Source organism: Salinibacterium sp. NG22 (assembly GCF_015864925.1).
Lineage (GTDB): Bacteria > Actinomycetota > Actinomycetes > Actinomycetales > Microbacteriaceae > Rhodoglobus.
Window position 1 is genome coordinate 388,831 of sequence record NZ_JADYWG010000002.1, and the last position, 23,525, is coordinate 412,355.

Annotated in this window: 20 protein-coding genes; 4 read left to right on the top strand and 16 right to left on the bottom strand. The window is 61.0% G+C overall.

What is annotated here, in order from left to right:
* Nucleotides 1-59 precede the first annotated feature (59 nt).
* Both glpK and I6E81_RS11405 read right to left on the bottom strand, forming a co-directional pair.
* Nucleotides 60-1,577 carry a glycerol kinase GlpK gene (gene glpK, locus I6E81_RS11400; RefSeq protein WP_197107749.1) on the bottom strand — a complete coding sequence of 506 codons (1,518 nt, stop codon included), beginning with the start codon at nucleotides 1,575-1,577 and terminating at the stop codon, nucleotides 60-62.
* Between the two features lie 69 nt (nucleotides 1,578-1,646).
* Entirely contained in the window at nucleotides 1,647-3,422 is a 1,776-nt protein-coding gene (locus I6E81_RS11405) for a glycerol-3-phosphate dehydrogenase/oxidase (RefSeq protein ID WP_197107752.1), read from the bottom strand.
* Between the two features lie 140 nt (nucleotides 3,423-3,562).
* Between I6E81_RS11405 and I6E81_RS11410 the strand changes: the two genes are divergently transcribed.
* Nucleotides 3,563-4,600: a sugar-binding transcriptional regulator gene (locus I6E81_RS11410; RefSeq protein ID WP_197107754.1), complete on the top strand. Its 1,038-nt coding sequence runs from the start codon at nucleotides 3,563-3,565 to the stop codon at nucleotides 4,598-4,600.
* A 78-nt stretch (nucleotides 4,601-4,678) separates the two neighbouring features.
* Here I6E81_RS11410 and I6E81_RS11415 read toward each other — a convergent pair whose 3' ends face one another.
* On the bottom strand, nucleotides 4,679-6,118 hold the full coding sequence (locus I6E81_RS11415) for an NAD(P)H-quinone dehydrogenase (RefSeq protein ID WP_197107756.1): 1,440 nt from the start codon (nucleotides 6,116-6,118) through the stop codon (nucleotides 4,679-4,681).
* Nucleotides 6,119-6,282: 164 nt separating this feature from the next.
* Here I6E81_RS11415 and I6E81_RS11420 point away from each other — a divergent pair, with 164 nt between their 5' ends.
* Both I6E81_RS11420 and I6E81_RS11425 read left to right on the top strand, forming a co-directional pair.
* On the top strand, nucleotides 6,283-7,119 hold the full coding sequence (locus I6E81_RS11420) for a purine-nucleoside phosphorylase (protein ID WP_197107758.1): 837 nt from the start codon (nucleotides 6,283-6,285) through the stop codon (nucleotides 7,117-7,119).
* Nucleotides 7,116-8,783: a phospho-sugar mutase gene (locus tag I6E81_RS11425; protein ID WP_197107760.1), complete on the top strand. Its 1,668-nt coding sequence runs from the start codon at nucleotides 7,116-7,118 to the stop codon at nucleotides 8,781-8,783. Before I6E81_RS11420 ends, I6E81_RS11425 begins: the two co-directional genes overlap by 4 nt.
* Before the next feature lie 59 nt (nucleotides 8,784-8,842).
* On the opposite strand, the gene I6E81_RS11430 is transcribed toward I6E81_RS11425, so the two are convergent.
* The 5 genes from I6E81_RS11430 to I6E81_RS11450 are packed head-to-tail and all read right to left on the bottom strand — an operon-like array spanning nucleotide 8,843 to nucleotide 12,604.
* The gene (locus I6E81_RS11430) at nucleotides 8,843-9,115 is read right to left on the bottom strand and encodes a PTS sugar transporter subunit IIB (RefSeq protein ID WP_197107762.1); all 273 of its coding nucleotides are present in this window, start codon (nucleotides 9,113-9,115) and stop codon (nucleotides 8,843-8,845) included.
* On the bottom strand, nucleotides 9,112-9,561 hold the full coding sequence (locus I6E81_RS11435) for a PTS sugar transporter subunit IIA (protein WP_197107763.1): 450 nt from the start codon (nucleotides 9,559-9,561) through the stop codon (nucleotides 9,112-9,114). Before I6E81_RS11435 ends, I6E81_RS11430 begins: the two co-directional genes overlap by 4 nt.
* Nucleotides 9,562-9,563: 2 nt before the next feature.
* The gene (locus tag I6E81_RS11440; protein WP_197107765.1) at nucleotides 9,564-10,685 is read right to left on the bottom strand and encodes an adenosine deaminase; all 1,122 of its coding nucleotides are present in this window, start codon (nucleotides 10,683-10,685) and stop codon (nucleotides 9,564-9,566) included.
* Between the two features lie 57 nt (nucleotides 10,686-10,742).
* Nucleotides 10,743-11,426 (bottom strand): IclR family transcriptional regulator, encoded by a 684-nt coding sequence (locus tag I6E81_RS11445; protein WP_197107767.1) that lies wholly within the window; start codon nucleotides 11,424-11,426, stop codon nucleotides 10,743-10,745.
* Nucleotides 11,426-12,604, bottom strand: coding sequence for an adenosylhomocysteinase (locus I6E81_RS11450; protein ID WP_197107769.1), 1,179 nt, complete (start codon nucleotides 12,602-12,604; stop codon nucleotides 11,426-11,428). The genes I6E81_RS11445 and I6E81_RS11450 overlap by 1 nt, the downstream gene beginning before the upstream one ends.
* Before the next feature lie 48 nt (nucleotides 12,605-12,652).
* Between I6E81_RS11450 and I6E81_RS11455 the strand changes: the two genes are divergently transcribed.
* Entirely contained in the window at nucleotides 12,653-13,600 is a 948-nt protein-coding gene (locus I6E81_RS11455; protein WP_197107771.1) for a nucleoside hydrolase, read from the top strand.
* Here I6E81_RS11455 and I6E81_RS11460 read toward each other — a convergent pair.
* The 8 genes from I6E81_RS11460 to I6E81_RS11495 form a co-directional block, all read right to left on the bottom strand.
* A complete protein-coding gene (locus I6E81_RS11460) occupies nucleotides 13,597-15,114 on the bottom strand; it encodes an MFS transporter (RefSeq protein ID WP_197107773.1) in 1,518 nt (505 codons plus the stop codon). The two genes, I6E81_RS11455 and I6E81_RS11460, sit on opposite strands and share 4 nt — an antisense overlap.
* 69 nt (nucleotides 15,115-15,183) lie before the next feature.
* Nucleotides 15,184-16,500 carry a thymidine phosphorylase gene (locus I6E81_RS11465; RefSeq protein ID WP_197107775.1) on the bottom strand — a complete coding sequence of 439 codons (1,317 nt, stop codon included), beginning with the start codon at nucleotides 16,498-16,500 and terminating at the stop codon, nucleotides 15,184-15,186.
* Nucleotides 16,493-16,909, bottom strand: coding sequence for a cytidine deaminase (locus tag I6E81_RS11470; RefSeq protein ID WP_197107777.1), 417 nt, complete (start codon nucleotides 16,907-16,909; stop codon nucleotides 16,493-16,495). Before I6E81_RS11470 ends, I6E81_RS11465 begins: the two co-directional genes overlap by 8 nt.
* Nucleotides 16,910-16,913: 4 nt before the next feature.
* Nucleotides 16,914-18,194: an ABC transporter permease gene (locus tag I6E81_RS11475; protein WP_197107779.1), complete on the bottom strand. Its 1,281-nt coding sequence runs from the start codon at nucleotides 18,192-18,194 to the stop codon at nucleotides 16,914-16,916.
* Nucleotides 18,194-19,480, bottom strand: coding sequence for an ABC transporter permease (locus tag I6E81_RS11480; RefSeq protein ID WP_197107781.1), 1,287 nt, complete (start codon nucleotides 19,478-19,480; stop codon nucleotides 18,194-18,196). Before I6E81_RS11480 ends, I6E81_RS11475 begins: the two co-directional genes overlap by 1 nt.
* A complete protein-coding gene (locus tag I6E81_RS11485; protein ID WP_197107783.1) occupies nucleotides 19,477-20,991 on the bottom strand; it encodes an ABC transporter ATP-binding protein in 1,515 nt (504 codons plus the stop codon). The genes I6E81_RS11480 and I6E81_RS11485 overlap by 4 nt, the downstream gene beginning before the upstream one ends.
* Before the next feature lie 123 nt (nucleotides 20,992-21,114).
* Nucleotides 21,115-22,254, bottom strand: a complete 1,140-nt coding sequence (locus I6E81_RS11490; RefSeq protein ID WP_197107785.1) for a BMP family protein — start codon at nucleotides 22,252-22,254, stop codon at nucleotides 21,115-21,117.
* 88 nt (nucleotides 22,255-22,342) lie between these two features.
* Nucleotides 22,343-23,464, bottom strand: coding sequence for a mannose-1-phosphate guanylyltransferase (locus tag I6E81_RS11495; RefSeq protein ID WP_197107787.1), 1,122 nt, complete (start codon nucleotides 23,462-23,464; stop codon nucleotides 22,343-22,345).
* Between the last annotated feature and the right edge of the window lie 61 nt (nucleotides 23,465-23,525).

Here is a 23,525-nt window from a genome sequence, read left to right on the forward strand (position 1 = left end):
TTGCTGTGTGATTATGAACGTGACTGACAGCACGTCCGTCATGGGTTTTGGCAGGCAGATTAGGTCTCCACGTCCTCATCAACCCAGCCCATGGTCTTGGTTACCGCTTTTTTCCAGTTGCGGTAAAGCTGATCTCTCTCGAGGCGGGCCATTTGCGGCGTCCACCTCTTGTCTTCGTTCCAGGTCGCCAGCACATCGTGCTCGCTGTCCCAAAAACCGATCGCGATTCCGGCGGCGAATGCTGCGCCGAGAGCGGTCGTTTCGGTGATGCGGGGGCGGATGACATCCACGCCCAACTGGTCAGCCTGAAACTGCATGAGAAGTTCGTTTGCCACCATGCCGCCGTCGACCCGCAACTCAGCGAGGTCGACTCCGGCATCCGCGTTCATGGCGTCCATAACCTCGCGCGTTTGGTACGCGGTGGCTTCGAGCGCGGCGCGAGCGATGTGGTTCTTGGTGACGTAACGAGTGAGTCCGAGAAGGGCTCCCCGAGCATCCGGTCGCCAGTAGGGGGCGAAGAGTCCGGAGAAGGCAGGCACGAAGTAGGCGCCGCCGTTGTCTTCAACTTCGAGAGCGAGGCGTTCGATGTCAGGCGCATCGGCAAACATGCCGAGGTTGTCGCGCAGCCACTGAACGAGCGATCCGGTCACCGCGATCGAGCCCTCGAGGGCATAGACGGGAGCGGCGTCACCGATCTTGTAGCAAACCGTAGTGATGAGGCCGTTATTGCTGTGCACGCGCTTGTTGCCGGTGTTGAGCAGCAAGAAGTTGCCGGTGCCGTAGGTGTTCTTGGCCATGCCTTCGCTGAAGCACGCCTGACCGAAGGTGGCAGCCTGCTGGTCTCCGAGGATGCCCGCAATCGGCACTCCCGGCAGCGAACCGTGGTCGCGGCAGTGGCCAAAGATCTCGCTCGATGAACGAATCTCGGGCAGCATTGACATCGGGATGCCCATATCGGCGGCAATATCTTCACGCCACTGCAGGGTGTCGAGGTCCATCAGCATGGTGCGGGATGCGTTGGTCACGTCGGTCGCGTGCACTCCCCCGTCGATACCGCCGGTGAGGTTCCAGAGCAGCCACGTGTCAATGGTTCCAAAGAGCAGTTCACCGCGGTCGGCCGCTTCTTGAGCACCGTCGATGTAGCGGAGAATCCAGGTGACCTTGGGTCCGGCGAAGTACGGTGCGAGCGGAAGGCCAGTGATGGCTTTGTACTTTTCGAGTCCCTCGGCGCCCGCGAGCTCGTTCACGATGTGCTGAGTGCGAGTGTCTTGCCAGACGATTGCGTTCGTGACCGGCTTGCCCGTGAGCTTGTTCCACACCACCGTGGTTTCACGTTGGTTGGTAATGCCGACGGCGGCGATGTCCTGGTACGTGAGGTTCGCACGCGACAGCGAAAGGCCTACTGTCTCTCGAACGTTGTCCCAGATTTCCATCGGGTCATGTTCGACCCAGCCGGCGCGCGGAAATATCTGTTCGTGTTCGAGCTGCCCGTTCGAGACGATACGCGCGTCATGATCAAAGATGATCGAGCGAGAGCTCGTCGTTCCCTGGTCAATTGACAAGATGTACTGTGTCATTTTTGGCGTATCTCCATTGATCGTCTGTACTTCTGTAGGGCAGTTTCGTGCCCGGTTTCAGTAGTTCGGTTACTTCGATTCGAGTGCTGCGGGCGGGGTAACGAGCGGCACGATTTGCGGTGCTGCTTCGCGCACGGTGGATGCGGCTTCGTCATCGCGGGTGAGCGCGGCAGCAGCCACGGCATCCGCCATCTGGTGGTACACGGCAACTTCGTGAGCGGTGGTCTGCTCGTCCCAACCGAGCAAGCTCGCTGCGATTTCAGCGACCTCAGGAACGGCGGCCATTCCCTCGTTGAGGTACTCGTAGTTCATTCGAGTGCGTCGCGTCATGAGATCTTCGAGGTGCAAAGCGCCTTCATGCGTGATGGCGTAGGCGATCTCGGCACGAAGGTAAGCGGACGCGTGCGTGAGCGGCTTGCCCATCGTTGCGTCAGCATCCGCCATTGCAGCGATTTCGCTGATGTTTGCGCCATAGCGGTGCAGGAGGTGGTCGATCATCTGATCGCTCCAGCCGTACGTGGCGCTGAGGCCGGCGGCACTAGCGCGGGCCTCTTCGAGACCGTCAGCACCGAGAAGCGCAACACGAGCGGTGGTCGAAGGGTTAGCTTTGGCAGCCTCTTTGCCGATGGCAAAGTCGACGGCATCCTTGGCCATGACGCGGTAGGTGGTGAACTTTCCGCCGGCAATCACGGTGAGGCCGGGGATGGGCGACGCCACGGTGTGCTCGCGCGACACCTTGGCGGAGTTGGTGCCTTCCATCGTGCCGGGCTGCAGCAGGGGGCGAAGACCTGCCCAGGTGCCGATCACGTCGGTGCGGTCGATGGGGTCGGCGAGAACGGCGTTCGCTTCGGCAATGACGTAGTCAATGTCATCGGCGGTTGCTGCGGGGTTGAGCAGGTTTTCTTTCCACGGGGTGTCCGTGGTGCCGATGACCCAGTAACGCGACCACGGGATAACGAAGAGCACGCTCTTGGACGTCTGCAAGATCAGCCCAGCTTCACCCTTGATGCGTTCACGAGGAACAACAATGTGGATGCCCTTGGAGGCCAGAACCTTGAGTCCGCCGCTTTCGTGGGCGAGCTCTTGGGTCTCGCCCGTCCAGACGCCAGTGGAGTTGATGACGGCCTTGGCCCGTACCGGGAAGGTCTTTCCGGTTTCGAGGTCGACCATGACGGCGCCGTTGACGGCACCCTCATCGTTGTGAGTGATTTCGATGACCTGGGTGCGGCTAGCTGCTGCTGCGCCGTGGGCCGAAGCGGTGCGGATGACGCTGACAACGTAGCGGGCGTCATCGACGTTGGCGTCCCAATATTCGATCGCACCAACGGCAGCGTCGTGAGCGAGGCCGGGGAATCGAGCCGCGAGTTGCTTGCGCGACAGGTGGCGGTGCCACGGCACGCTGCGCTTGCCGCGAGAGTTCTTGACCGTGACGGACGCGAGGAAGTCGTAGAGGGCGATACCGGCGCCGACGAAAGCGCGCTCCCACACGTGGTGGCGCAGCGGGTAAAGGAAGGGCAGCGGACGCACGAGGTGCGGTGCCACGTTGTTCAGCAGCAGATCGCGCTCGGTGAGTGCTTCGTGCACGAGCTTGAAGTCGAGCATCTGCAGGTAGCGCAGTCCACCGTGGATGAGCTTGCTGGCGCGGCTGGAGGAACCCGCGGCCCAGTCTTGGGCTTCGACAACGACGGTGTCGAGTCCACGTGTTGCGGCATCCAGAGCGATTCCGGCTCCGGTGATTCCACCACCGATAACGAGCACGTCAAGCTCGCGACCCGGCTGAGCGCTATCAACGAGGCGCTGGATGGCGCTGTCGCGGGTTGCTTGGGTGAGGGACTGTTCAGCCATGAAAAGTGCTCTTCTATCGTGTGGTGGTGGCACCGCGAGGGGCGGCTGTGAATCCTCTGAGATGATTCACATTGAGCAGCGTATTACGGTGGCCATACCAAATGACAAACTGAGCAGCACATCTGCACGAACGTGCAAGGATGGACATTATGGAACGCGAAGAGGCAATGCTGTCGGCATCATCGATGTATTACTTGCAAGACATCAAGATGGACACCATCGCCAACCACCTGCACATGTCCCGTTCAAGCGTCTCTCGCCTGCTTCGCGACGCCCGCGAAAGTGGCCTCGTTGAGATCACCCTGCGCCCCACCCCGACGCGTGGTCCCGGCCTCGCCAAAAAGATCGAGGGCTGCTTCGGCGTCGAGACTCACGTTGTGCCGGTTGCAGACCTCGCGGATGAGGCAGAGCGACTCGACCAGGTCGCGCGCGCTACCGCCAGAATGGTGACCAGCTGGTTCGATTCCGACATGATCATGGGCGTCGCGTGGGGTACCACTTTGGCCGCAATCTCCAAGTATTTGGGCAAAAAACCCACCCGCGGAAGTGCAGTGGTCCAACTCAACGGCGCTGCCAATGTTCGCACCTCGGGAGTCGAATATGCGGGCAACCTGATCGCCAACTTCGGCGATGCTTTCGACGCCCAAGTGCACCTTTTCCCCGTGCCTGCGTTCTTCGATTACGCAGAAACGCGAAACGCAATGTGGTCGGAGCGGTCAATTGTGCGCGTGCTCGAATACCAGCGTCGTGCCGACATCGCGCTCTTCTCAATCGGCGCCATTGCGGGAGAAGTGCCCAGTCATGTCTACTCCGCCGGCTACCTCGAAGCCGGAGACATCGCCACCCTCGACAGCGAAGGCATCGTTGGCGATGTCTGCACCATTTTCTTGCGCGAAGACGGCACCTATGAAGACCTCTCTATGAACGCACGTGCAACCGGTCCAACCCCGGCCGAATTGCGCTCTATCCCCCGCCGCATCTGCGGTGTGGCGGGCGATAACAAGGTTGTACCACTGCTCGCCGCCCTGCGCGCTGGCGTCATTACTGACCTTGTCATCGATGAACAAACCGCAACGAAACTCGTCGAACACGTTCTCGCGCTCAAGGACGACGCAGCATCCGATACAGAACTCGCGTTCCAAAACGAGCAGAGCACGCCCGTGCAGGTGCCGGCCTAACCGTCGCCGGCCGGGCTGCCACTGCGGAGATTGCTGCTGCTGTGGTTGCTGCAGCTGTGTTCGCTGCAGCTGTAGTTGTTACTTGTCGACGACGTGCATGGCGCGGGCGGCATCAGTGATGCTGCCCGTCAGCGAGGGGTAAACAGAGAACGCGCGAGCCATTTGGTCGACGGTAAGACGGTGCTCTACGGCGAGCGCGATCGAGATGATCAGCTCGGAGGCATTGGGGGCAACGATGACTCCGCCAATCACCGTGCCAGAACCGGTGCGAGCGAAGAGCTTCACGAAACCATCTTTGATGCCCATCATCTTGGCGCGCGGGTTCGATGCCAGCGGCAGCTTGTAGATCGTTCCCTGAACGAGCCCTTCTTCGATCTGCTTTTGCGACCAGCCAACCGTGGCGATTTCAGGCTGAGTAAAGATGTTGGATGCCACGTTGCGCAGTTCGATCGGCGTCACGCCGTCGCCCATCGCGTGGAATACAGCGGTGCGGCCCTGCATCGACGCCACTGAGGCGAGCGGGAAGAAATCAGAGCAGTCGCCGGCCGCGTAGATCGACGGCATTGAGGTGCGGGCAACACGGTTGACGCGGATGTGACCAGACTCGGTCAGTTGCACGCCAGCCTCTTCGAGTCCAAGACCTTCGGTATTCGGCAGCGAGCCAACGGCCATGAGGCAGTGGCTGCCTTCGACCGTTCGTCCGTCGCTGAGCGTAGCAATCACGCCATCCTTGGTGGTGGTGACGGATTCGGCCCGCGACTTGGAGAGCACGGTCATGCCGTTGCGCTTGAACACGTCTTCAATCACGCGGGCAGCGTCTTCGTCTTCACCGGGCAGCACGCGGTCGCGCGAGGAGATCAGGGTGACTTTGGCGCCGAGCGCCGTGTACGCCGATGCGAATTCGGCACCGGTAACACCGGAACCGACCACGATGAGGTGTTCGGGAGTTTCGGTGAGCGTGTAGAGCTGCGTCCACGTGAGGATGCGCTTGCCATCGGGCAGTGCGGAGTCGAGCACGCGCGGGCGGGCGCCGACCGAGACAATGACGGTGTCGGCATCCACTTCGTCGAAGTCTGTTCCTGCTTTGCCCTTGCCGGTCGACACGACCAGGCGCTGCGGGCCATCGAGGCGGCCTTCGCCGTGGATGATTTTCACTCCGGCCTTGATGAGTTGCGACTTCATATCGTCGGACTGTTGCTGCGCAAGGCGCATGAGGCGCGCGTTCACGGCAGCAAGGTTCACGGTGATTTCGGGGCGAACGGCACGACCGGAATCGGAGCGCGAGTAGAACTGCACGCCCAGCTCTGCGGCATCCCGAATCGCGTTGGTTGCTTCCGCAGTGGCGATGAGCGTCTTCGACGGCACCACATCAGTGAGCACAGCAGATCCGCCGACACCTTCGCGTTCAACGAGGGTCACCTCCGCGCCCAGTTGCGCGCCCGCCAGGGCTGCTTCGTAGCCACCGGGGCCACCGCCGAGTATTGCAATTCGTTGGGTGCGCTCGAACTCATAGGCCATGCGCCAATTCTCTCGCGGTTCTGCCCCATCGACAAACCGCACGCTCACCGGTGTGCGTCAGCGGAGCGTGTGGCCCGAATCACCAGCGTCGTGCGCGCCTGCCTGCTCACATTCGCGCTGAATGTACCGGTGAGTCGCAGGCACCACCGTTTAGAGTGGATGCCATGTCACAGTCGCCAACCACAAACCCCCTCGACGACCCCACCGCAGACCCGTTTGAGGTCGCGAAAGACGCCGCTGCAGCAATCGCAGCCGCGACCGGAGTCGAGAAGCACGACATTGCCCTCACCCTCGGAAGTGGGTGGGGCAAAGCCGCCGACCTGATCGGTGAAACAACGGCAACGATTGCCGCCTCCGACATCCCCGGCTTCTCCAAGCCTGCCCTCGAAGGCCACGTCGGAACCCTGCGGTCAATCCTGTTGCCGAGCGGCAAGCGCGCCCTCGTCATTGGCGCACGCACCCACTACTACGAGAACCACGGCGTTCGTCGTGTTGTCCACTCGGTGCGCACCGCTGCCGCTACCGGTGCCACGACCATGATCCTCACCAACGGCGCCGGCGGAATCAAGGAGACGTGGAAGCCCGGAACCCCCGTGCTGATCAGTGATCACCTCAACCTCACGGCAGACTCGCCGCTCGAAGGTGCGACGTTCATCGACCTCACCGACCTCTATAGCAAGCGCCTGCGCGAGATCGCCAAGTCGATCGACCCGAGCCTCGACGAGGGTGTGTACACGCAGTTCCGCGGCCCGCACTACGAGACGCCCGCTGAAGTCCAGATGGCCAAGACCATGGGTGGCCACATCGTGGGAATGTCCACGGCGCTCGAAGCGATTGCCGCGCGCCAAGCGGGCATGGAAATCCTGGGAATGTCACTCATCACGAACCTGGCCGCCGGCATCCAGTCCACTCCCCTCAGCCACGAAGAAGTAATTCAGGCGGGCAAGGATGCTGAAGTACAGATCAGTGGTCTTCTCGCCCAGATTGTGACCGCACTATGAGCACCGAAATTCTCACCACCGCCGGGCTCATCGCTGCGGCCAACGCGTGGCTAGAGCAAGACCCCGACGCCGTCACCCACACTGAGCTCGAAGCTCTAATTACGGATGCCGCCCAGGGCGACGAGACCGCTATCGCTGGCCTTCATGACCGCTTTGATTCGCGGCTCGCGTTCGGCACTGCGGGGTTGCGCGGCGAGCTGGGTGCCGGCCCCAACCGCATGAACCGGGTGTTGGTCACTCAGGCGGCTGCGGGACTTGCCGCCTACCTTCTCACCCATGAGCTCAGCCCGAGCATCGTGATCGGCTACGACGGCCGCATCAACTCTGAAGTTTTCGCTCGAGACACCGCCACCATCATGGCGGGGGCTGGTGTGCGCGCCATCCTGTTGCCGCGACTGTTGCCCACCCCGGTGCTCGCCTTTGCTGTGCGCCACCTTAACGTCAGCGCCGGTGTGATGGTCACCGCCAGCCACAACCCCGCAATCGACAACGGCTACAAGGTCTATCTGGGCGGCGATAACCACGGTTCACAAATCGTGCCGCCCGCCGACGCCGACATCGCCCACGCTATTGATCTCGTTGCGAAGGGGTCGATTGCCGACCTCCCGCGCTCCACCGATTTCGTCACCACCGACGAGGGTGTTGTCGACGAATACATTGCCCTCACGGCGGCCCTTGCCGGCCCCGTCAAGGACGTCGTTTACACCTACACGGCTATGCACGGCGTGGGTTGGGAAACCAGCAAGGCCGTCTACGAGAAGGCCGGATTCGCCGCCCCCGCCCTCGTCGAAGAACAAGCCCACCCCGACGCCGCGTTCCCCACCGTCGCCTTCCCTAACCCGGAAGAGCCAGGTGCCATGGACCTCAGCTTTGCGAAAGCACGCGAAGTAGGGGCCGACCTCGCCATTGCTCACGACCCCGACGCCGACCGCCTCGCGGTGGCAGTACCCGGTCGCGACGGCGAATGGCGTCGGCTGAGCGGAAACGAAGTGGGAATTTTGCTCGGATGGCGCGCGGCAGAACGCGCCAAGGGTCACGGCGTTCTCGCGGCATCCATTGTCTCGTCTCCGGCACTGCGTGCCATCGCTGCGGGCTACGATCTGGACTACACAGACACCCTCACGGGCTTCAAGTGGATCTCCCGTATCGATGGGCTGGTGTTCGGCTACGAAGAAGCTCTCGGCTACCTCGTTGATCCCGCCAAAGTTCGCGACAAGGATGGCATCTCGGCGTCAGTCGACTTCCTCTCGATGGCCGCCGAACTCAAGGCCGATGGCAAGACCGTGCTCGACAGGCTTGACGAGTTCGCGGCACGCTTCGGCGCTTTTGCCTCTCGCCAGGTATCGCTGCGCTTCGCCAAGATTTCAGAGATTGGCGAGACGATGACGCGCTTGCGTGCGAACGCTCCCACCGCCGTCGGTGGTCTCGCTGTGGCATCCTTCGATGACTTTGAGAACGGTGTTGACGGCTTCGCGCCCAGCAACATCATTCGCATGCAATTCGAGGGCGGAGCACGCGTCATCGTGCGCCCCAGTGGCACAGAGCCCAAACTCAAGTTCTATGTGGATGCCTCGAGCATGTCAGGCGAGGGCGCTGAGCGTCAGGCTGCGGCCGAAGCCGTCGCGAGCCAGCTTGAAGCGGGGATGCGCGAGGTTCTCGGCTAGCACCGCAGGTGCTGCTGCCGAACGGCGGCGAGCGAAGAAACGTGGGAGGGCGTCCTCGGTTAGCCGAGGGCGTCCTCTAGTTTTTGGGCAAGCTCCGAAGTATCAAAGAGGTTCACAATCACGATGACATCGGCGTTGGTCTTGCCAATCGCCTCAACGAACTCTTGCGTCGTGAGAATAATCTGAGCATCCGCGGCGACCGTGCGAACGGTACTCACTTCAGCGGCAACGACAGTGGCTTCGAGATCAAGCGCGCGCAACGCACGTTCTGCGTTGACCTTGAGCACACCGGAACTGCCGATGCCAGCACCACAGATGGTCACGATTTTCACGACGGATTCACTCCCATGATGCGTTGGACCTCGGCAGCGGACGTTGCGGCGGCGAGCTCGTTAATCGCCGAGGAGTCATTGAAAATGTTAGCGACAGCCGCGACCGCTGCCAAGTGTGCGCCCGCCTCAGAAATAGCGAGGCCAAGCACCACCCGTACCGGATCGTTGTGGGCGTGACCGAACCGTACAGGTTCTTTGAGAGTGACAACCGAGAGCCCGTTTGCGATCACTTGGGGGCCAGGGCGAGCGTGAGCCAAAGCAAGACCGGGCGCAATAACGACGTAGGGACCGTGATCCTCGATCATGCGGATCATCTCGTCGGCATACCCCGGCTTCGCCGCGCCAGAACGCACGAGGGCTTCGCCCGACAGTCGAACAGCGGCTCGCCAATCAACCGCAAAAGCATCAATTTCAATCGCTGATTCGGGCAGCGGAGGGAGGGACATAACTACGCTTTCTCAAAACCGACGCTGATGGCCTCGGAGAGCTCTTCGCGTTCTTCAAGGGGCAAGAAGGCTGCGGCCGCAGCATTGAGCTGGAAGACCTCAAGGTCGGTGAGGTCGTAGCCAAACGCTTCCGTGAGCAACGCGAGTTCACGGCTGAGAGTCGTGGCGCTCATGAGGCGGTTGTCGGTGTTGACGGTGACGCGGAATCCGAGTTGGTAGAGCAGATCGAAGGGGTGGTCGATGATTTCGTCGCCCCACTGCTCGATGGCACCGGTCTGAAGATTGGATGACGGGCTCAACTCGAGCGCGATCTCGCGATCCTTGACCCACTGGGCCAAGTCCCCGAGCGTCACATACGTGTTCTCGTCGTCTTCGTTGGCAATCGTGATGTCTTCAGCCAGGCGAACGCCGTGCCCGAGACGAAGCGCGCGACCGTCAAAGAGGGCACTGCGGATGCTGTCGAGGCCGTCTGCTTCCCCCGCGTGCACGGTGGCAGGAATGTAGTTGTGCGCGAGCAAGTCGAACGCACCACGGAGGCGGCTCGGCGGGAATCCTGCTTCGGGACCAGCAATGTCGAAACCGATAACACCGCGGTCGCGGTGACGGATTGCCAGCTCGGCGATGTCGGTGCCGCGATCGGCTTGGCGCATGGCAGACAACAACTGCCCCACCCGGATGCTGCGGCCGCTCGAGCGCACGGCATCCACACCCTGCTCCAAGCCTTCCTGCACGGCGGTAACAACCTGATCGAGGTCGAGCCCCTTCTGCAGGTGCTGCTCCGGCGCCCAACGGATTTCGCCATAAATGACACCGTCATCAGCAAGGTCTTCCACGAACTCGCGGGCGACCCGCTGGAGACCCTCGGTGGTCTGCATGACAGCGATGGTGGCGTCGAAAGTCGCGAGGTAATTCACGAGCGAGCCGGAATCGGCCTGAGTCGCAAACCATGATTTCAGCGCCTCCGAGTTGTCCTCGGGGAGCGCGTAGCCGACCTCATCGGCAAGTTCGACGATGGTCTGAGGCCGCAACCCTCCATCGAGGTGATCGTGGAGGGAGACCTTGGGAAGCGCTGTAATGCTCGCGCCACCTCCGGGCATCAGAAAGTTCTCAACAGCGGCGTTCATACGTCTAAATCTACCGTGCCTCTGGCTGAAAGCGCGCTGAGGTTAACCTGAACGGCGTTACGATCCTGTGAATGCTTCCCCGTTGAGGAGAATCGAAATTTCTTTTGCGGCGGCGGACGCCAATTCTTGAACGCGGTCCACATCCACTTCGCTGAACGTTGGTGCCACGTATGGCACCGTCAGCGCGGCCACCACAGCACCACTCGCCCCGAGAATCGGCGCTACTACATCGGTGATTCCGGGGTGCAAGGTATCGGCCCGCACGACCGTGTCAGCCGTCAATGGTGATGTTGCCGAAAGAACCGAACCTGTCGCCGTCGTCGTCAAATCGAATGTTGCCCCGACGCGCACTCGAAAACCGAAGTCGGCGGGAGACTCCACCTGAGCGACGACGCGCACTTCACTGCCATCGAGCACGGCGAGGTTGCACGATTGTCGCACCTGCTCCGCGAGAACCTGCATGATGGGTTGCGCCACGCTGACCAATCCCCGAAGTGGCGGATGCCGGTGCGCGAGTTCCAAGAGTTTCATTGCCAGCGTGTAGAGCCCCGACTGCTTGTCTCGGAACACGTAGCCGCGGCGCTCGAGAGTGGAAAGAACTCGAAAAATCTGGCCAATACTGCGCCCGGTTGCTTCCGCAATTTCCGACTGGCTGAGGGCTCCCGATGTTTCGGCAAGCAGCTCGAGAATGTCGAGCCCTTTGTCGAGGGCGGGAGCGGTGTACTCGGGGGTGGTCGCCATTAGCGGTCCGCTTTCATCGCGGCGAGCATCCGCCGGGCCGCCTCGCGATTGATGCTGTCGGGCACGGGTTGCGCACCTGGTTCGAGCGTGCCTGCCGCTGTCGCGATACGTTCAAGCGAAAGCGCTTGAAGCAGAAATCCGAGATCCATCGATTCGATCGAGTTGCCCCGCGGCTCGCGCCCCGCCAGATTGATCATGCGGCCGTCCGCGAGCAGGGTGACGTGGCGGTTTCCCGGGAGGTTAACTCGCTCGATTGCACCGTCGATCACGGTCGTGCTCGTCGCCGCATCGCGCAGAGCCAGAACGTCGATTTCCCAGTCGAAGTGACCGCAGTTCACGAGCATCGCTCCGTCTGCGACAACCTCGAAGAAGTCGGTAGTTAGAACCTGCGGATGGCCGGTAGCCGTGATGAAGACCTCGCCCCAGCCTGCCAGGTCAAAAACATTTGCCACTCGATAGCCATCGAGTGCTGCCTCAAGGGCCTTGATCTCATCGACTTCAACAACAGCGACCTTGCCGCCCAAAGCACGAAGATAGTGCGCCACACCGCGACCGCACCACCCGTAGCCAGCGACCACAAAGCGGCGCCCAGAGACCATGACGTTCGTGACACGCATAAAGCTCTCAACAACTGACTGACCTGCCGCATGCTTGTTCTCATTGATCACAGTCAGAGGGTTGTCGTCGATAACGATGATGGGAAAGCGGATGTGCGTAGCGAGTTCCTCGCGCAGACGGTAGCTTCCTGAGGTGGTTTCTTCGGTGCCGCCGACAATGCGATCGGTCTCTCCGAGCTCGACGAGACGAGCAACAATGCCGGCGCCGTTGTCGAGAATGATGTCTGGTTTCGACTCCACCACGTTTCGAATGTGTGCCTCATATTCGCACTCAGAGTCATCGCGGGCACCAAAAATTGTCATTCCCTGCGACCGCAAATAGGCAACAACATCATCCTGCGTCGACCCGAGATTGCCGGTCGCTACGATCTCCGCTCCCCCGGCCTTCAGGGTCTCGAGCAACACCGCTGTCTTCGGCTCGAGGTGCATCGCCATGCCGATGCGGTGCCCGGCGAAGGGCTTCGCTTGCTCGAACCGCTTTCGCACTTCGGCGAGCAGCGGCATACGAGATCTCACCCAGAGCAACCGGGCGGCGGCACCGTCAATAAGATCATTTGTCATATCTCAACTCTACATATATGAATGATGTTTTCATATATGCTTTTGATCATGGCTGAAAAAATTATCCTCGACTGCGACCCCGGGCACGACGACGCGATTGCGATCCTGCTCGCTCACGGTAGCCCGCACATCGAACTCCTCGGAGTCACGACCGTGATGGGCAACCAAACAATCGAGAAAGTCACTCGCAACGCTCTGGCCGTTGCCCGCGTCGCCGGCATCACCGACGTGCCCTTCGCCCGCGGAGCCCACCGCCCGCTCGTGCGCGAAGTCGAAGTAGCCGAATCCATTCACGGCGAATCCGGCCTTGACGGCCCCGTGCTCCCCGAGCCTCTTATCGAGTTGGATGCTCGTCACGCCGTCGACTTCATCATCGACACCGTTATGCAGAACGAACCAGGCACCGTCACGCTCGTTCCAACCGGCGCGCTCACCAACCTCGCTCTTGCCGTGCGCAAGGAGCCCCGCATCGCACAGCGCGTCAAGCAAGTTGTCATGATGGGTGGCGGCGTCAACGTCGGCAACTGGAGCGCTACCGCCGAGTTCAACATTGTGATCGACCCGGAGGCCGCCCACATCGTCGTCAACGAATCATGGCCACTCACGATGGTGGGCATTGACGTCACTCACGACGCCCTCGCCACCGACGACGTCGCCGCTGCGATCGCCGCCGTAGGCACCGCCCCCGCAGCATTCGTCGGTGAACTCCTTGAATTCTTCGGCGCTACGTACCGCGAAGCTCAAGGCTTCGAGCACCCGCCCGTGCACGACCCATGTGCCGTCGCCTTCGTGATCGACCCCACCATCATGGACACCGTCAAGGTCCCCTTGAATGTGGAACTCACGGGACAGCTCACGCTCGGCATGACCGTCACAGACTTCCGCGCGCCGGCCCCCGCCGACTGCACGACTCAGGTCGCTCGCAACATCGACGTTCCCAAATTCTGGGACATGATCGTCGACGCCCTCGAGCGCATCGGCGACCCGAAGCTCTAGACCTCCAGCGCGCGTGCCCGGCGCTTGCGTGCACCGAGATCGATAACGCCAACAAGCATCGCGATCGAGAAGAAGAGCGTTGTGGCGAGCATCCCGGTGCCGTAAGCGTGGTGGTACAGCTCGACGGTGCTTTCGCCGCTGTTGCGTTCGTTGTACAGAGTGGAATAGAACAACGAGAGTGCAACGGCGGTTCCGATCGCCGTCCCGATTCGTTGGCCAAGCTGCCCTACGGATCCCGCTAGGCCACCCTCGACGGGCGAAATGTCGTGCAGTGTGAGGGTCTGGTTGGGAGAGACGACGAGCCCACCTCCGGTACCACCGATAATGAGGGCTGCCGCCATCATGTAGGGCGTCAGCTCCGGCGGAGTCAGAATCGCGGCGGCCATGAGGAGCCCAAGCCCCACGAGCAAGATGGCGAGGCCCACGACAACGAGCGAGCGTCCGTAGCGCTCAACCAGGATGCCGCCGCGCCACGACGACACCGCACTGGTCAACGCAAAACCGATCGTCACCATCCCCGCGAAGACGGGCTCGAGGCCAAGCCCTAGCTGCAAGTACAGCGTCGTCATGAGAAACATCGCTGGCATTGCCGCGAAGTACACGGTCGCGAGCAACGTTCCGTTGCGGAACGAGCTGATGCGGAACAGCTGAAGCGGAACGAGAGGCGCCCGTCCCCCTGCTGCGTAGCGACGCTCCCACGCGACGAAAGCGGCGGCAGAAAGTACAAAGAGCACCAGCAGCCACCAGCGGTTGGGGTCATCCGTCGGAGCACCCGTCGTGAAGAGGAATGGCCACATCAACGCAAGCACCGTGATTCCGAAGATCGCGATCCCGACCGGGTCGAGGCTGAGACGCTCGTAGCCTGCCTTGGAGGTGGTCGGGAGTATGCGCCACGCCAGAACGAGGGCGATGATGCCGAGGGGCACGTTCATCCAGAAGATGTAACGCCAGCCGTCTTCGGTGCCGCCGATCGCGATCATCAGCCCACCAAGCGTGGGGCCGAACGCAGTGGCGACGCCGATCATCGCACCGAAAAGACCAAAAGCCCGGCCGCGCTCGGGTCCCCGAAACAGCTGCTGAATGAGGCCAATGACCTGAGGCATTTGGATGCCGGCCGCGATACCCTGCAGCAACCGGAACACCAGCAACAGGGTCGCATTCGGGGCGAGCGCACACGCGACACTAGCGAGAGTGAAGAGCGTCAGCCCCACGAGAAACAGCTTCTTGCGCGAACGCTGATCGCCAAGGCGGCCCGCGGGCACCAGCACAAGGCCAAAGGTCAGCACATAGCCCGACACAATGAGCTGCAGTTGAGTGGATGTCGCGCCGAGAGCATCCTCGATCGACGGAAGAGCCACGTTGACCTTCGAGAGGTCAAGGATCGTGATTGCGGCGACCACAACACACACCCAGAAGGCACGCCATTTAGCCGAGTGTTCGGCTTCGGTCTCGGTAGTGTGTGCGCCACCCGGTGCCGGATCAGCACTGGCGGTGGTCTCATCCGCGGTCGTCATTGAGACAACATTACGTCAGCGGATGAGACCCACCATTCAGCTTACGAAGCCAGCATGCGGGGCGGTGCGCTAGTCGATGCGCCCAGCAATCAGCGGACCGCCATCGTGGATGGTGTCCCCGGCATCACCGATGCGGTACGCGCCCTCGAGCGACTCGAGTGCGCGCTCAAAACGAGCAGGCTCGTCGGCGTGCATCGTGAACAACGGCTCGCCCTTGCGCACAGTGTCGCCCGGCTTGGCATGCAAATCGATGCCAGCGGCGTGCTGCACCGGGTCCTGCTTGCGAGCGCGACCGGCGCCCAGACGCCATGCAGCAACGCCAAATGGGAGAGCTTCTTGTTCGACGAGAACGCCATCGCGCTCGGCGACAACAACGTGGCTTTCTTTCGGCTGCGGCAAGGCAGCGTCGGGGTCGCCGCCCTGAGCGGAGATCATGCCGCGCCAGGCATCCATCGCTTGGCCGTTATCGAGAGCGGCTTCCACATCCGCATCTTCGTGACCAACCTGAGCCAACATTTCGCGGGCGAGCGCTACCGTCAGCGCGCGCACATCAGCGGGGCCGCCACCGGCGAGAACCTCAACCGATTCGCGTACCTCATTAGCGTTTCCGATCGTGAGACCGAGGGGAACATTCATGTTGGTGAGCAACGCGACAGTCTTGACTCCCGCATCCTTACCTAGGCGAACCATGGTTTCGGCGAGCTCGCGACTGCGGTCGGCATCCTTCATGAAGGCGCCAGAGCCAAACTTAACATCGAGCACGAGGGCCGACGTTCCTTCCGCGATCTTCTTGCTCATGATTGAGGATGCGATCAGTGGAATAGCTTCGACAGTTCCGGTGATGTCGCGAAGGGCATACAACTTCTTGTCGGCCGGAGCGAGCCCTGAGCCGGCAGCACAGATCACTCCGCCAACGCCGCGCAGCTGGGCGTAGAACTCTTCGTTGCTGAGGTCAGCACGCCAGCCGGGGATGCTCTCGAGCTTGTCGAGCGTGCCACCCGTGTGGCCAAGACCGCGGCCCGAAAGCTGCGGCACGGCGACGCCGAAGGAGGCGACGAGCGGGGCGAGCGGCAAGGTGATCTTGTCACCAACGCCACCGGTCGAGTGCTTGTCGGTCGTGGGCTTGCCCAGTCCTTCAAAGCTCAGCGTCTCGCCGCTGGCGATCATAGCCAGGGTGAGGTCGCGGATTTCTTCGCGCTCCATGCCGTTGATGAAGATGGCCATTGTCATGGCAGCCATCTGCTCGTCGCCGACATAACCGCGAGTGTAGGCATCCACGAGCCAGTTGATCTGGTCGGTGCTGAGCACACCCTTGTCACGCTTGGTGTGGATGAGGTCCACGGCGTCGAAACGTTCGACCTGCTTGGCTTCTGCGCTGTTATTCACTGCGGTACTCCTCAAGAGTGCGTGGCCCGAACGCGTCGGGGATCACTTCGTCAATCGTTTTGATGCCAGAAACGGTGTCGAGCAACATGCCTTCGGCGGAGTGCTCGAACAACAGTTGGCGGCAGCGCCCGCACGGCATGAGGGCGTTGCCTTTGCCATCGACACACGTGAAGGCAACGAGCTTTCCGCCGCCTGTCATGTGCAGGGCAGAGATCAGAGAACACTCTCCACACAGGGTGAGGCCGTAGGACGCGTTCTCGACGTTCGCCCCCGAAATCACCCGGCCGTCGTCGACAATTGCGGCGACGCCGACCGGGAATTTCGAATAGGGAACGTAGGCGTGGGTCAGGGCGTCTGTGGCGACGAGCCTCAGCGCATCCCAGTCAATAGATTGCGGCTCGATCGTCATAGCGTTACCCCTTTATGTATGGTGTTCCGGATGCTGCTGGCGGCCGAGACTTTCCGACCAGACCGGCGACGGCAATGATTGTCACGACGTACGGCAGCATGAGCATGAACTCGCTCGGAACCGGCGAACCCACCACGCTCAGAGCGTTCTGCAGGTTGCTGGCGAAGCCGAAGAGCAGCGCCGCGAGCGTTGCCTTGATCGGGTCCCAGCGACCAAAGATCACGGCGGCGAGAGCGATAAAGCCGGCGCCCGCAGTGACGTCCTTGCCGAACTGGCCTGTCTGGCTCAGCGTGATGAATGCTCCACCGAGACCGGCGATCGCGCCGGCAAGGGCGACGTTCCAGAAACGGGTAAGAGTCACGTTGATGCCGACGGTATCGGCGGCCTTGGGGTGCTCACCGACGGCGCGCAGACGCAGTCCCCAGCGAGTGCGGTACAGCGCGAACGCAACGGCGGCCACGATGACGTACAGCAAGTAGACGATCAGCGTCTGCTGGAACAGCACCGGGCCGATGATCGGGATGCCGCTCAGCAGCGGGATCGCCAGCGTCGAGAACCCTTCCGGGTTGTTCAACTGCTCGGGGTTGTCCGTAAGCCAAGTCGAGTACAGGAATCCGGTGAGACCAGAAACCAGAACGTTGATGACAACACCGACGATGATCTGATTGACGAGGTACTTGATCGCGAAGACCGAGAGCAAGAACGACACGAGCATTCCGGCGACAGCTGCCGCGAAGAGTCCCGCGAAGGCGGAGCCCGTGAGGGTTCCGACGACGGCGGAAACAAACGCACCGGCTAGCAGTTGGGCTTCGATCGCGATGTTGACGACACCGACGCGCTCGGAGATTACGCCACCGAGAGCACCGAATATGAGCGGAACGGCAAGCACGAGAGAACCGGCAAGCAGTTCAGGAACGCGAAGCGTCTCATCGGCAGCAGCCCAGGTGAGGAAGCCGGTGAGAGCGAGAATCGCACCCACGATCGGAATCCACTTAGGCACTGCGCGATCCTGCGAGATCATGAATGCCGAGCCGACCGCGATGAGCGCGGTCAGGATCGTCACGACAACGCCGGTCGCAAGCGCAGGCAAGTGAATAACCGGCAGTTGGAACAGGTCGGACCCCGTGGAGAGGTTGAACCCGGTGGGGGCGTCCTCAGCGAAGCCAACGAAGAGCACGCCAGAGATCAGCGAGACAATCGCGAATGCGATCGGGAGCTTCCAGCTACGACGATCGATCTTCGATCCTGCGTGGCTTTTGCCTTCAGAAGTTTTGGTGAAAGTCATTAGCTGACCACCTTCTTTGCGCGAGCGCCGGGTTGCGGCAGTCGGAACACAGCCCTCACGAGCGGCGGAGCTGCGATAAACAGAACGATGAGGGACTGAACAACGAGAACGATGTCAATCGGGATGCCCTGCGAAGCCTGCATGGTGAACCCGCCCGCTTTGAAAGCACCAAAGAGGAGGCCGGCAGCGAAGGTTCCCCACGGGGTGGAACGCCCGAGGAGAGCAACGGTGATGGCGTCGAAGCCGATTCCCGCATCGACCCCGGAAGTGAATCCGCTCGTGGTCGTTCCGAGCACCTCGGTGCTCGCAGCGAGACCAGCGTAGCCACCCGCGATGAGCATGACGTAGATGTAGATGCGCTCAACCTTGACACCGGCGACGCGAGCCGCGTGAGGGTTGAGGCCCACAGCGCGGAACTTGAAACCGAGGCTTGAGCGGTCAATGAGCCACCAAGCCACAACGGTAGCCGCAACCACGAGGACGAAGCCCCAGTGCAGTTTGAAGCCGTCACCAAAGATGGGCTGCAGAACGGCGCTTTCTGCTGCTGGCGGGGTCTTCGGGTTGTTGGAACCTGGGTTCTTGAGCAGATCAGTGCGCAGCAAGAAGCTGATCAGGTAGTAGGCAACGTAGTTGAGCATGATCGTGACGATCACCTCGTGAGCACCGGTGCGCGCTTTCAAGAGACCAGCAATCGCACCCCAGAGGGCACCACCGATGATTCCCATGATCACAGCAACGGTGACGTGGATGACGATGGGCAGATCCCACGCGAAGCTCGCGTAGCCGGCGAATGCTGCACCGACAATGATCTGGCCGCGGCCACCGATGTTGAACAGACCAACACGGAAGGCGATCGCGACACCGAGCCCGGCGGCAATCAGCGGCGTTGCGAAGACCAAGGTCTGCGTTAGCGGCTTGATGGCCGAAAGGAAGTCATCGCGACGGAAGTCGTAGATCGATCCTTGGAACAGTGCGAGGTAAGCACCGCCGACAGCGGAGCCGATGGCCGCGAAGAGGTCACCGGGACGAGCGAAGAAGTAGCCGGCTGCATCTTGCACATCGGAATCGGTGAATGCGATGAGCACTCCACCAATCAGGATCGCCAAGACGACGGCGAGCAGCGAAAGCAGCGCGTTACCCGACGCGATTTCGCGGAACGCGTTCGTCCAGCGGACAGTGTCCTGGTTCGTTTCCGAGGTCGTGGCAGTCTCTGTCACGGCCGCTTCTTCGGCTTTCAGGTCTTCAGGCTTCTGGTCTTCAGGTTTCTGTGGTGTTGGCTCGCTCATGCTGCCTCCTCCGTAATGCGTTCGCCAGCCATCATGAGGCCGAGTTTTTCGCGCGGGGTATCCGCAGGCACGATTCCAACAATTTGTCCCTTGTACATGACCGCGATGCGGTCTGCGAGGGAAACGACTTCGTCGAGTTCAGTCGAGACGACGATCACGGGAACTCCGCGATCACGCACTCGAACAATCTGCTCGTGAACAAACTCGATAGAACCAACGTCGAGTCCACGAGTCGGCTGCGAGACGACCAACAACGACAGCTCGCGGCTGAGTTCTCGAGCCAACACAACCTTCTGCTGGTTACCGCCCGAGAGCTTCGAGACGAGTTCGCCGATGCTCTGAGCGCGGATGTCGTATTCCTCAAGCTTCTCGGTCGCGAACTCGGTGAGCACGTCCGTTTGCAACGTGGCGTACTTGACGAACGGTTCTCCGTCACTGCGGTCGAGCATCAAGTTTTCAGCAACCGAGAAGGCGCCAACGAGACCATCGAGAGTGCGGTCTTCCGGCACATAACCAACGCCAGCATCGAGGATTTGGCGCGCATTGAGGCCGAGCAATTCGGTGCCGTTCAACGTAATTGAACCCGATGCTCGCTCTTGCATGCCGAGCAGCGCTTCGGCCAGTTCAGTTTGACCGTTGCCCTGCACTCCCGCGATGGCGAGAATCTCGCCACCCCGAATCGTGACGCTGAGGTCTGTGACTGCGCGGTGCCCAAGTTCATCAGCGATCGACAGCTTGTCGATCACGAGAGAGTTGTCGGTGAGCTGCGCCGGAGCCTTGTCGATCGTGAGGTCGACAGCACGGCCGACCATGAGCGATGCCAGTTCTTCCTTGTTCGCACTCGGGTCTGCTTCGCCAACAACTTTTCCTAGGCGGATGACGGTGATGCGGTCCGCTACTTCGCGAACTTCACGCAGCTTGTGCGTGATGAAAACAATGGAGGTGCCTTCGGACTTGAGCTGGCGCATGATGGCCATAAACTCGTCAGTCTCTTGAGGCGTCAGTACCGCGGTCGGCTCATCGAAGACCAGGATCTTGGCTTCACGCGAGAGCGCCTTGACGATCTCCACACGCTGCTGCACACCAACCGGCAAATCCTCGACGAGAGCGTCGGGATCGATGTCGAAACCGAAGCGAGCGGAAATGTCACGCACGAGCGTGCGGGCGGCTTCGAGGTTGAGGAGCCCGGGACCGTAGACCTCTTCGTGGCCTAGAGCCACGTTTTCTGCGACGGTGAACACGGGGATCAGCATGAAGTGTTGGTGGACCATGCCGATACCGGAGCGCATCGCGTCTCCTGGTCCAGCGAAGTGGCGCACCTCGTCATCGATGAGAATTTCGCCCTCCTCAGCCTGATACAGGCCGTAGAGCACATTCATCAACGTTGACTTACCCGCGCCATTCTCGCCGAGGAGGCAGTGAATCTCGCCCTCTTCGACCGTGAGATCAATATGGTCATTCGCGATTAGGTCACCGAAGCGCTTGGTAATACCTCGCAGCTCAAGCTTCACAATCTCTCCTCAGTACTGTGACGGGCATCATCGCCGTCGTCGGGTTTCACAAGAATAGCCTCAGAGGACTAGTCCAAAACGAAGGGGGCTGACCCTCAGGCCAGCCCCCTCAGTTCTATCTAATTAGTTCAGGTACGACGTTACGGCGATGTCGCCGGAAATGATGCCGTCCTTGACGGTGACGAGCTCAGCTTCGAGCCCTCCGTCAACCATCGACTCGAAGTCGTGGAACGGCGAGATGCCAACTCCACCGTTTTCGAGGGTTCCGATGTACGGCGTGGTGTCGAGCGAACCGGTCGAAGCCTCGTTGACGACGTCTTCAACTGCAACGCCGATCTGCTTGAGGATCGAGGTGAGGAACAAGTCCGCAGCTGCGGTCTCGGTCTCGGTCAGGTCAGCGTCTACACCGATCATGGCGATGTCCTTGCCGGAGTCGCGGATTGCCTCAACCGCGCTCTGGAAGATGGGTCCACCAGCAGGAAGCAGAACGTCTGCACCCTGGTCGATCAGGTTCTGAGCTGCTGCACGCGAGTCGGTTCCCGGAGCGAAGGTACCGATGAAGGTTCCGTCCTGTGCTGCGATGTCCCAACCACGAACGGTGACGTCGGTGCCCTTTTCGGAGTTGTAGTACTCAACACCCTGAGCGGTTCCGTCGAGGAAGATCGAAACGGTGGGGAAGTTCATTCCGCCGTACATTCCGATAACACCGGTCTTGGAGTAGCTAGCGGCAGCGTAACCCGCGAGGAATGCAGCACCAGCGGTGTCGAAGAGGATCGGCTTGATGTTCGGAGCGTCGATGGTGCCATCGAAGTCGTTGTCTGCCGCGTCATCGACAATTGCGAAGTCGATGTCGGGGTTCGCGAGAGCGAACTCAACGGTGGCTGCGGAGAGGTTGAATCCGACGGTGACGATCAGGTCGCAACCCTCAGCTACGAGGCTTTCGATGTTGGGTGCGTAGTCTGCATCGCTGGTCGATTCGACAGCGTTGAATTCAACACCGAGTTCGTTGGCTGCCTTTTCGATACCTTCGTAACCGAGCTGGTTGAACGACTTGTCGTCGAATCCGCCCGAGTCAGAAACCATGCAGGGAAGGTAGTCAAGCGCTTCGCCCGATCCGGCGTCGGTCTCTTCGGGTGCTGATGCGCAACCGGCGAGTACGAGTGCGCTGGTGGCAACGAGCGCCATGCCGCTGAGTGCGCGGCCGTGAGTGCTGATTCTCAAGGTGTCCTCCAAGATGCTGTCCGACAGAAATTGTCGAAACATAGTGAACCTACGCTACCGAAGAATCAAGGAATGCATTGTGCGAATATGAGCGCCGAAGCCGAATGGTTACAAACGCGAAATACGGTTGTCACAACACATCATTACGTCCGGAGACTTTTAGAGCATCCACTACAGATTTTACTCTCTGAGCGTTCGCAGTTGTAGTAACCAGCAAAGCATCGGGGGTATCGACCACGACAATGTCGTTTACCCCAATTAGGGAAATAAGCCGGTCAGTCTGACTAATCACCACACCCGTGGACTTATCGGCTAGAACGCGAGCATTTTCGCCGAGGATCGCGAGGTCTGATTTGCGCCCACCCGAGTGCAACTTGGCGATCGAGGCGAAGTCGCCGACGTCATCCCAATCGAAGTCTCCGGGGATCACGACGAGGCGCCCTTCTTCGGCAGCAGGTTCGGCCACCGTGTAGTCAATGGCGATCTTGGCGAGGTGCGGCCAGACGGCGTCGACGACGGCGCCGCGTTCTGGGGTGTCCCACACTTCAGCGAGCTCGGTGAGGCCAGCCAATAGTTCGGGTTCGGCTTTGCCCAGTTGTTCGAGAAGCACGTCGGCACGCGAAATAAACATGCCGCCGTTCCAGAGGTAGTCGCCGCTGGCCACGTAGGCCTGGGCTGTCTCGAAATCAGGCTTTTCAACGAACGACTTCGCCATGACAGCGCTGGGAGCGTCGTCGATCTCAAGCGGATCGCCGCAGTGAATGTAGCCAAACCCAATAGCGGGCTCGGTGGGCGTGATTCCAATGGCAGCGATGTAGCCAGCATTGGCCACGGCGATCGACTCGCGCACGCTGCGCCTGAATCCGCGGATGTCGCGAATCACATGGTCAGCAGCAAACGATCCAATGATGACGTTGGGGTCGCGTTTGAGCAGGATCGCGGCCGCAAGCCCGATCGCTGCAGAGGAGTCTTTTGGCTCGCTCTCGAGCACAACGTTGGGGTCGCTGAGTTCGGGCAGCTGCTTTTCTACGGCGGCACGGTGCGCGCGCCCGGTCACGACCATAATGCGGTCGGTGCCAGAGATCGGCGCAAGGCGATCCCAGGTGTCCCGCAGCAAGGTCTGGCCTGATCCGGTGAGGTCGTGCAAGAACTTGGGGGCGTCGGCCCGCGACAGCGGCCATAGCCGTGACCCGATACCGCCGGCGGGGATCACGCTATAGAAGTTGTCGAACGGGGCCTGATGTTGGCTCATGCCTCCACCTTAGACTTCAGCACCCGTTAACTCGCCGGTTGTCTGCACCTTCTACTGTCAG

Coding starts and splice junctions, on each gene's coding strand:
- I6E81_RS11410 (WP_197107754.1), top strand. CDS start 3,563: ATGGACATTATGGAACGCGAAGAGGCAATGCTGTCGGCATCATCGATG.
- I6E81_RS11445 (WP_197107767.1), bottom strand. CDS start 11,426: ATGGCGACCACCCCCGAGTACACCGCTCCCGCCCTCGACAAAGGGCTC.
- I6E81_RS11455 (WP_197107771.1), top strand. CDS start 12,653: ATGGCTGAAAAAATTATCCTCGACTGCGACCCCGGGCACGACGACGCG.
- I6E81_RS11435 (WP_197107763.1), bottom strand. CDS start 9,561: ATGTCCCTCCCTCCGCTGCCCGAATCAGCGATTGAAATTGATGCTTTT.
- I6E81_RS11490 (WP_197107785.1), bottom strand. CDS start 22,254: ATGTTTCGACAATTTCTGTCGGACAGCATCTTGGAGGACACCTTGAGA.
- I6E81_RS11415 (WP_197107756.1), bottom strand. CDS start 6,118: ATGGCCTATGAGTTCGAGCGCACCCAACGAATTGCAATACTCGGCGGT.
- I6E81_RS11440 (WP_197107765.1), bottom strand. CDS start 10,685: ATGAACGCCGCTGTTGAGAACTTTCTGATGCCCGGAGGTGGCGCGAGC.
- I6E81_RS11405 (WP_197107752.1), bottom strand. CDS start 3,422: ATGGCTGAACAGTCCCTCACCCAAGCAACCCGCGACAGCGCCATCCAG.
- I6E81_RS11425 (WP_197107760.1), top strand. CDS start 7,116: ATGAGCACCGAAATTCTCACCACCGCCGGGCTCATCGCTGCGGCCAAC.
- I6E81_RS11475 (WP_197107779.1), bottom strand. CDS start 18,194: ATGACTTTCACCAAAACTTCTGAAGGCAAAAGCCACGCAGGATCGAAG.
- glpK (WP_197107749.1), bottom strand. CDS start 1,577: ATGACACAGTACATCTTGTCAATTGACCAGGGAACGACGAGCTCTCGC.
- I6E81_RS11420 (WP_197107758.1), top strand. CDS start 6,283: ATGTCACAGTCGCCAACCACAAACCCCCTCGACGACCCCACCGCAGAC.
- I6E81_RS11495 (WP_197107787.1), bottom strand. CDS start 23,464: ATGAGCCAACATCAGGCCCCGTTCGACAACTTCTATAGCGTGATCCCC.
- I6E81_RS11470 (WP_197107777.1), bottom strand. CDS start 16,909: ATGACGATCGAGCCGCAATCTATTGACTGGGATGCGCTGAGGCTCGTC.
- I6E81_RS11480 (WP_197107781.1), bottom strand. CDS start 19,480: ATGAGCGAGCCAACACCACAGAAACCTGAAGACCAGAAGCCTGAAGAC.
- I6E81_RS11460 (WP_197107773.1), bottom strand. CDS start 15,114: ATGACGACCGCGGATGAGACCACCGCCAGTGCTGATCCGGCACCGGGT.
- I6E81_RS11450 (WP_197107769.1), bottom strand. CDS start 12,604: ATGACAAATGATCTTATTGACGGTGCCGCCGCCCGGTTGCTCTGGGTG.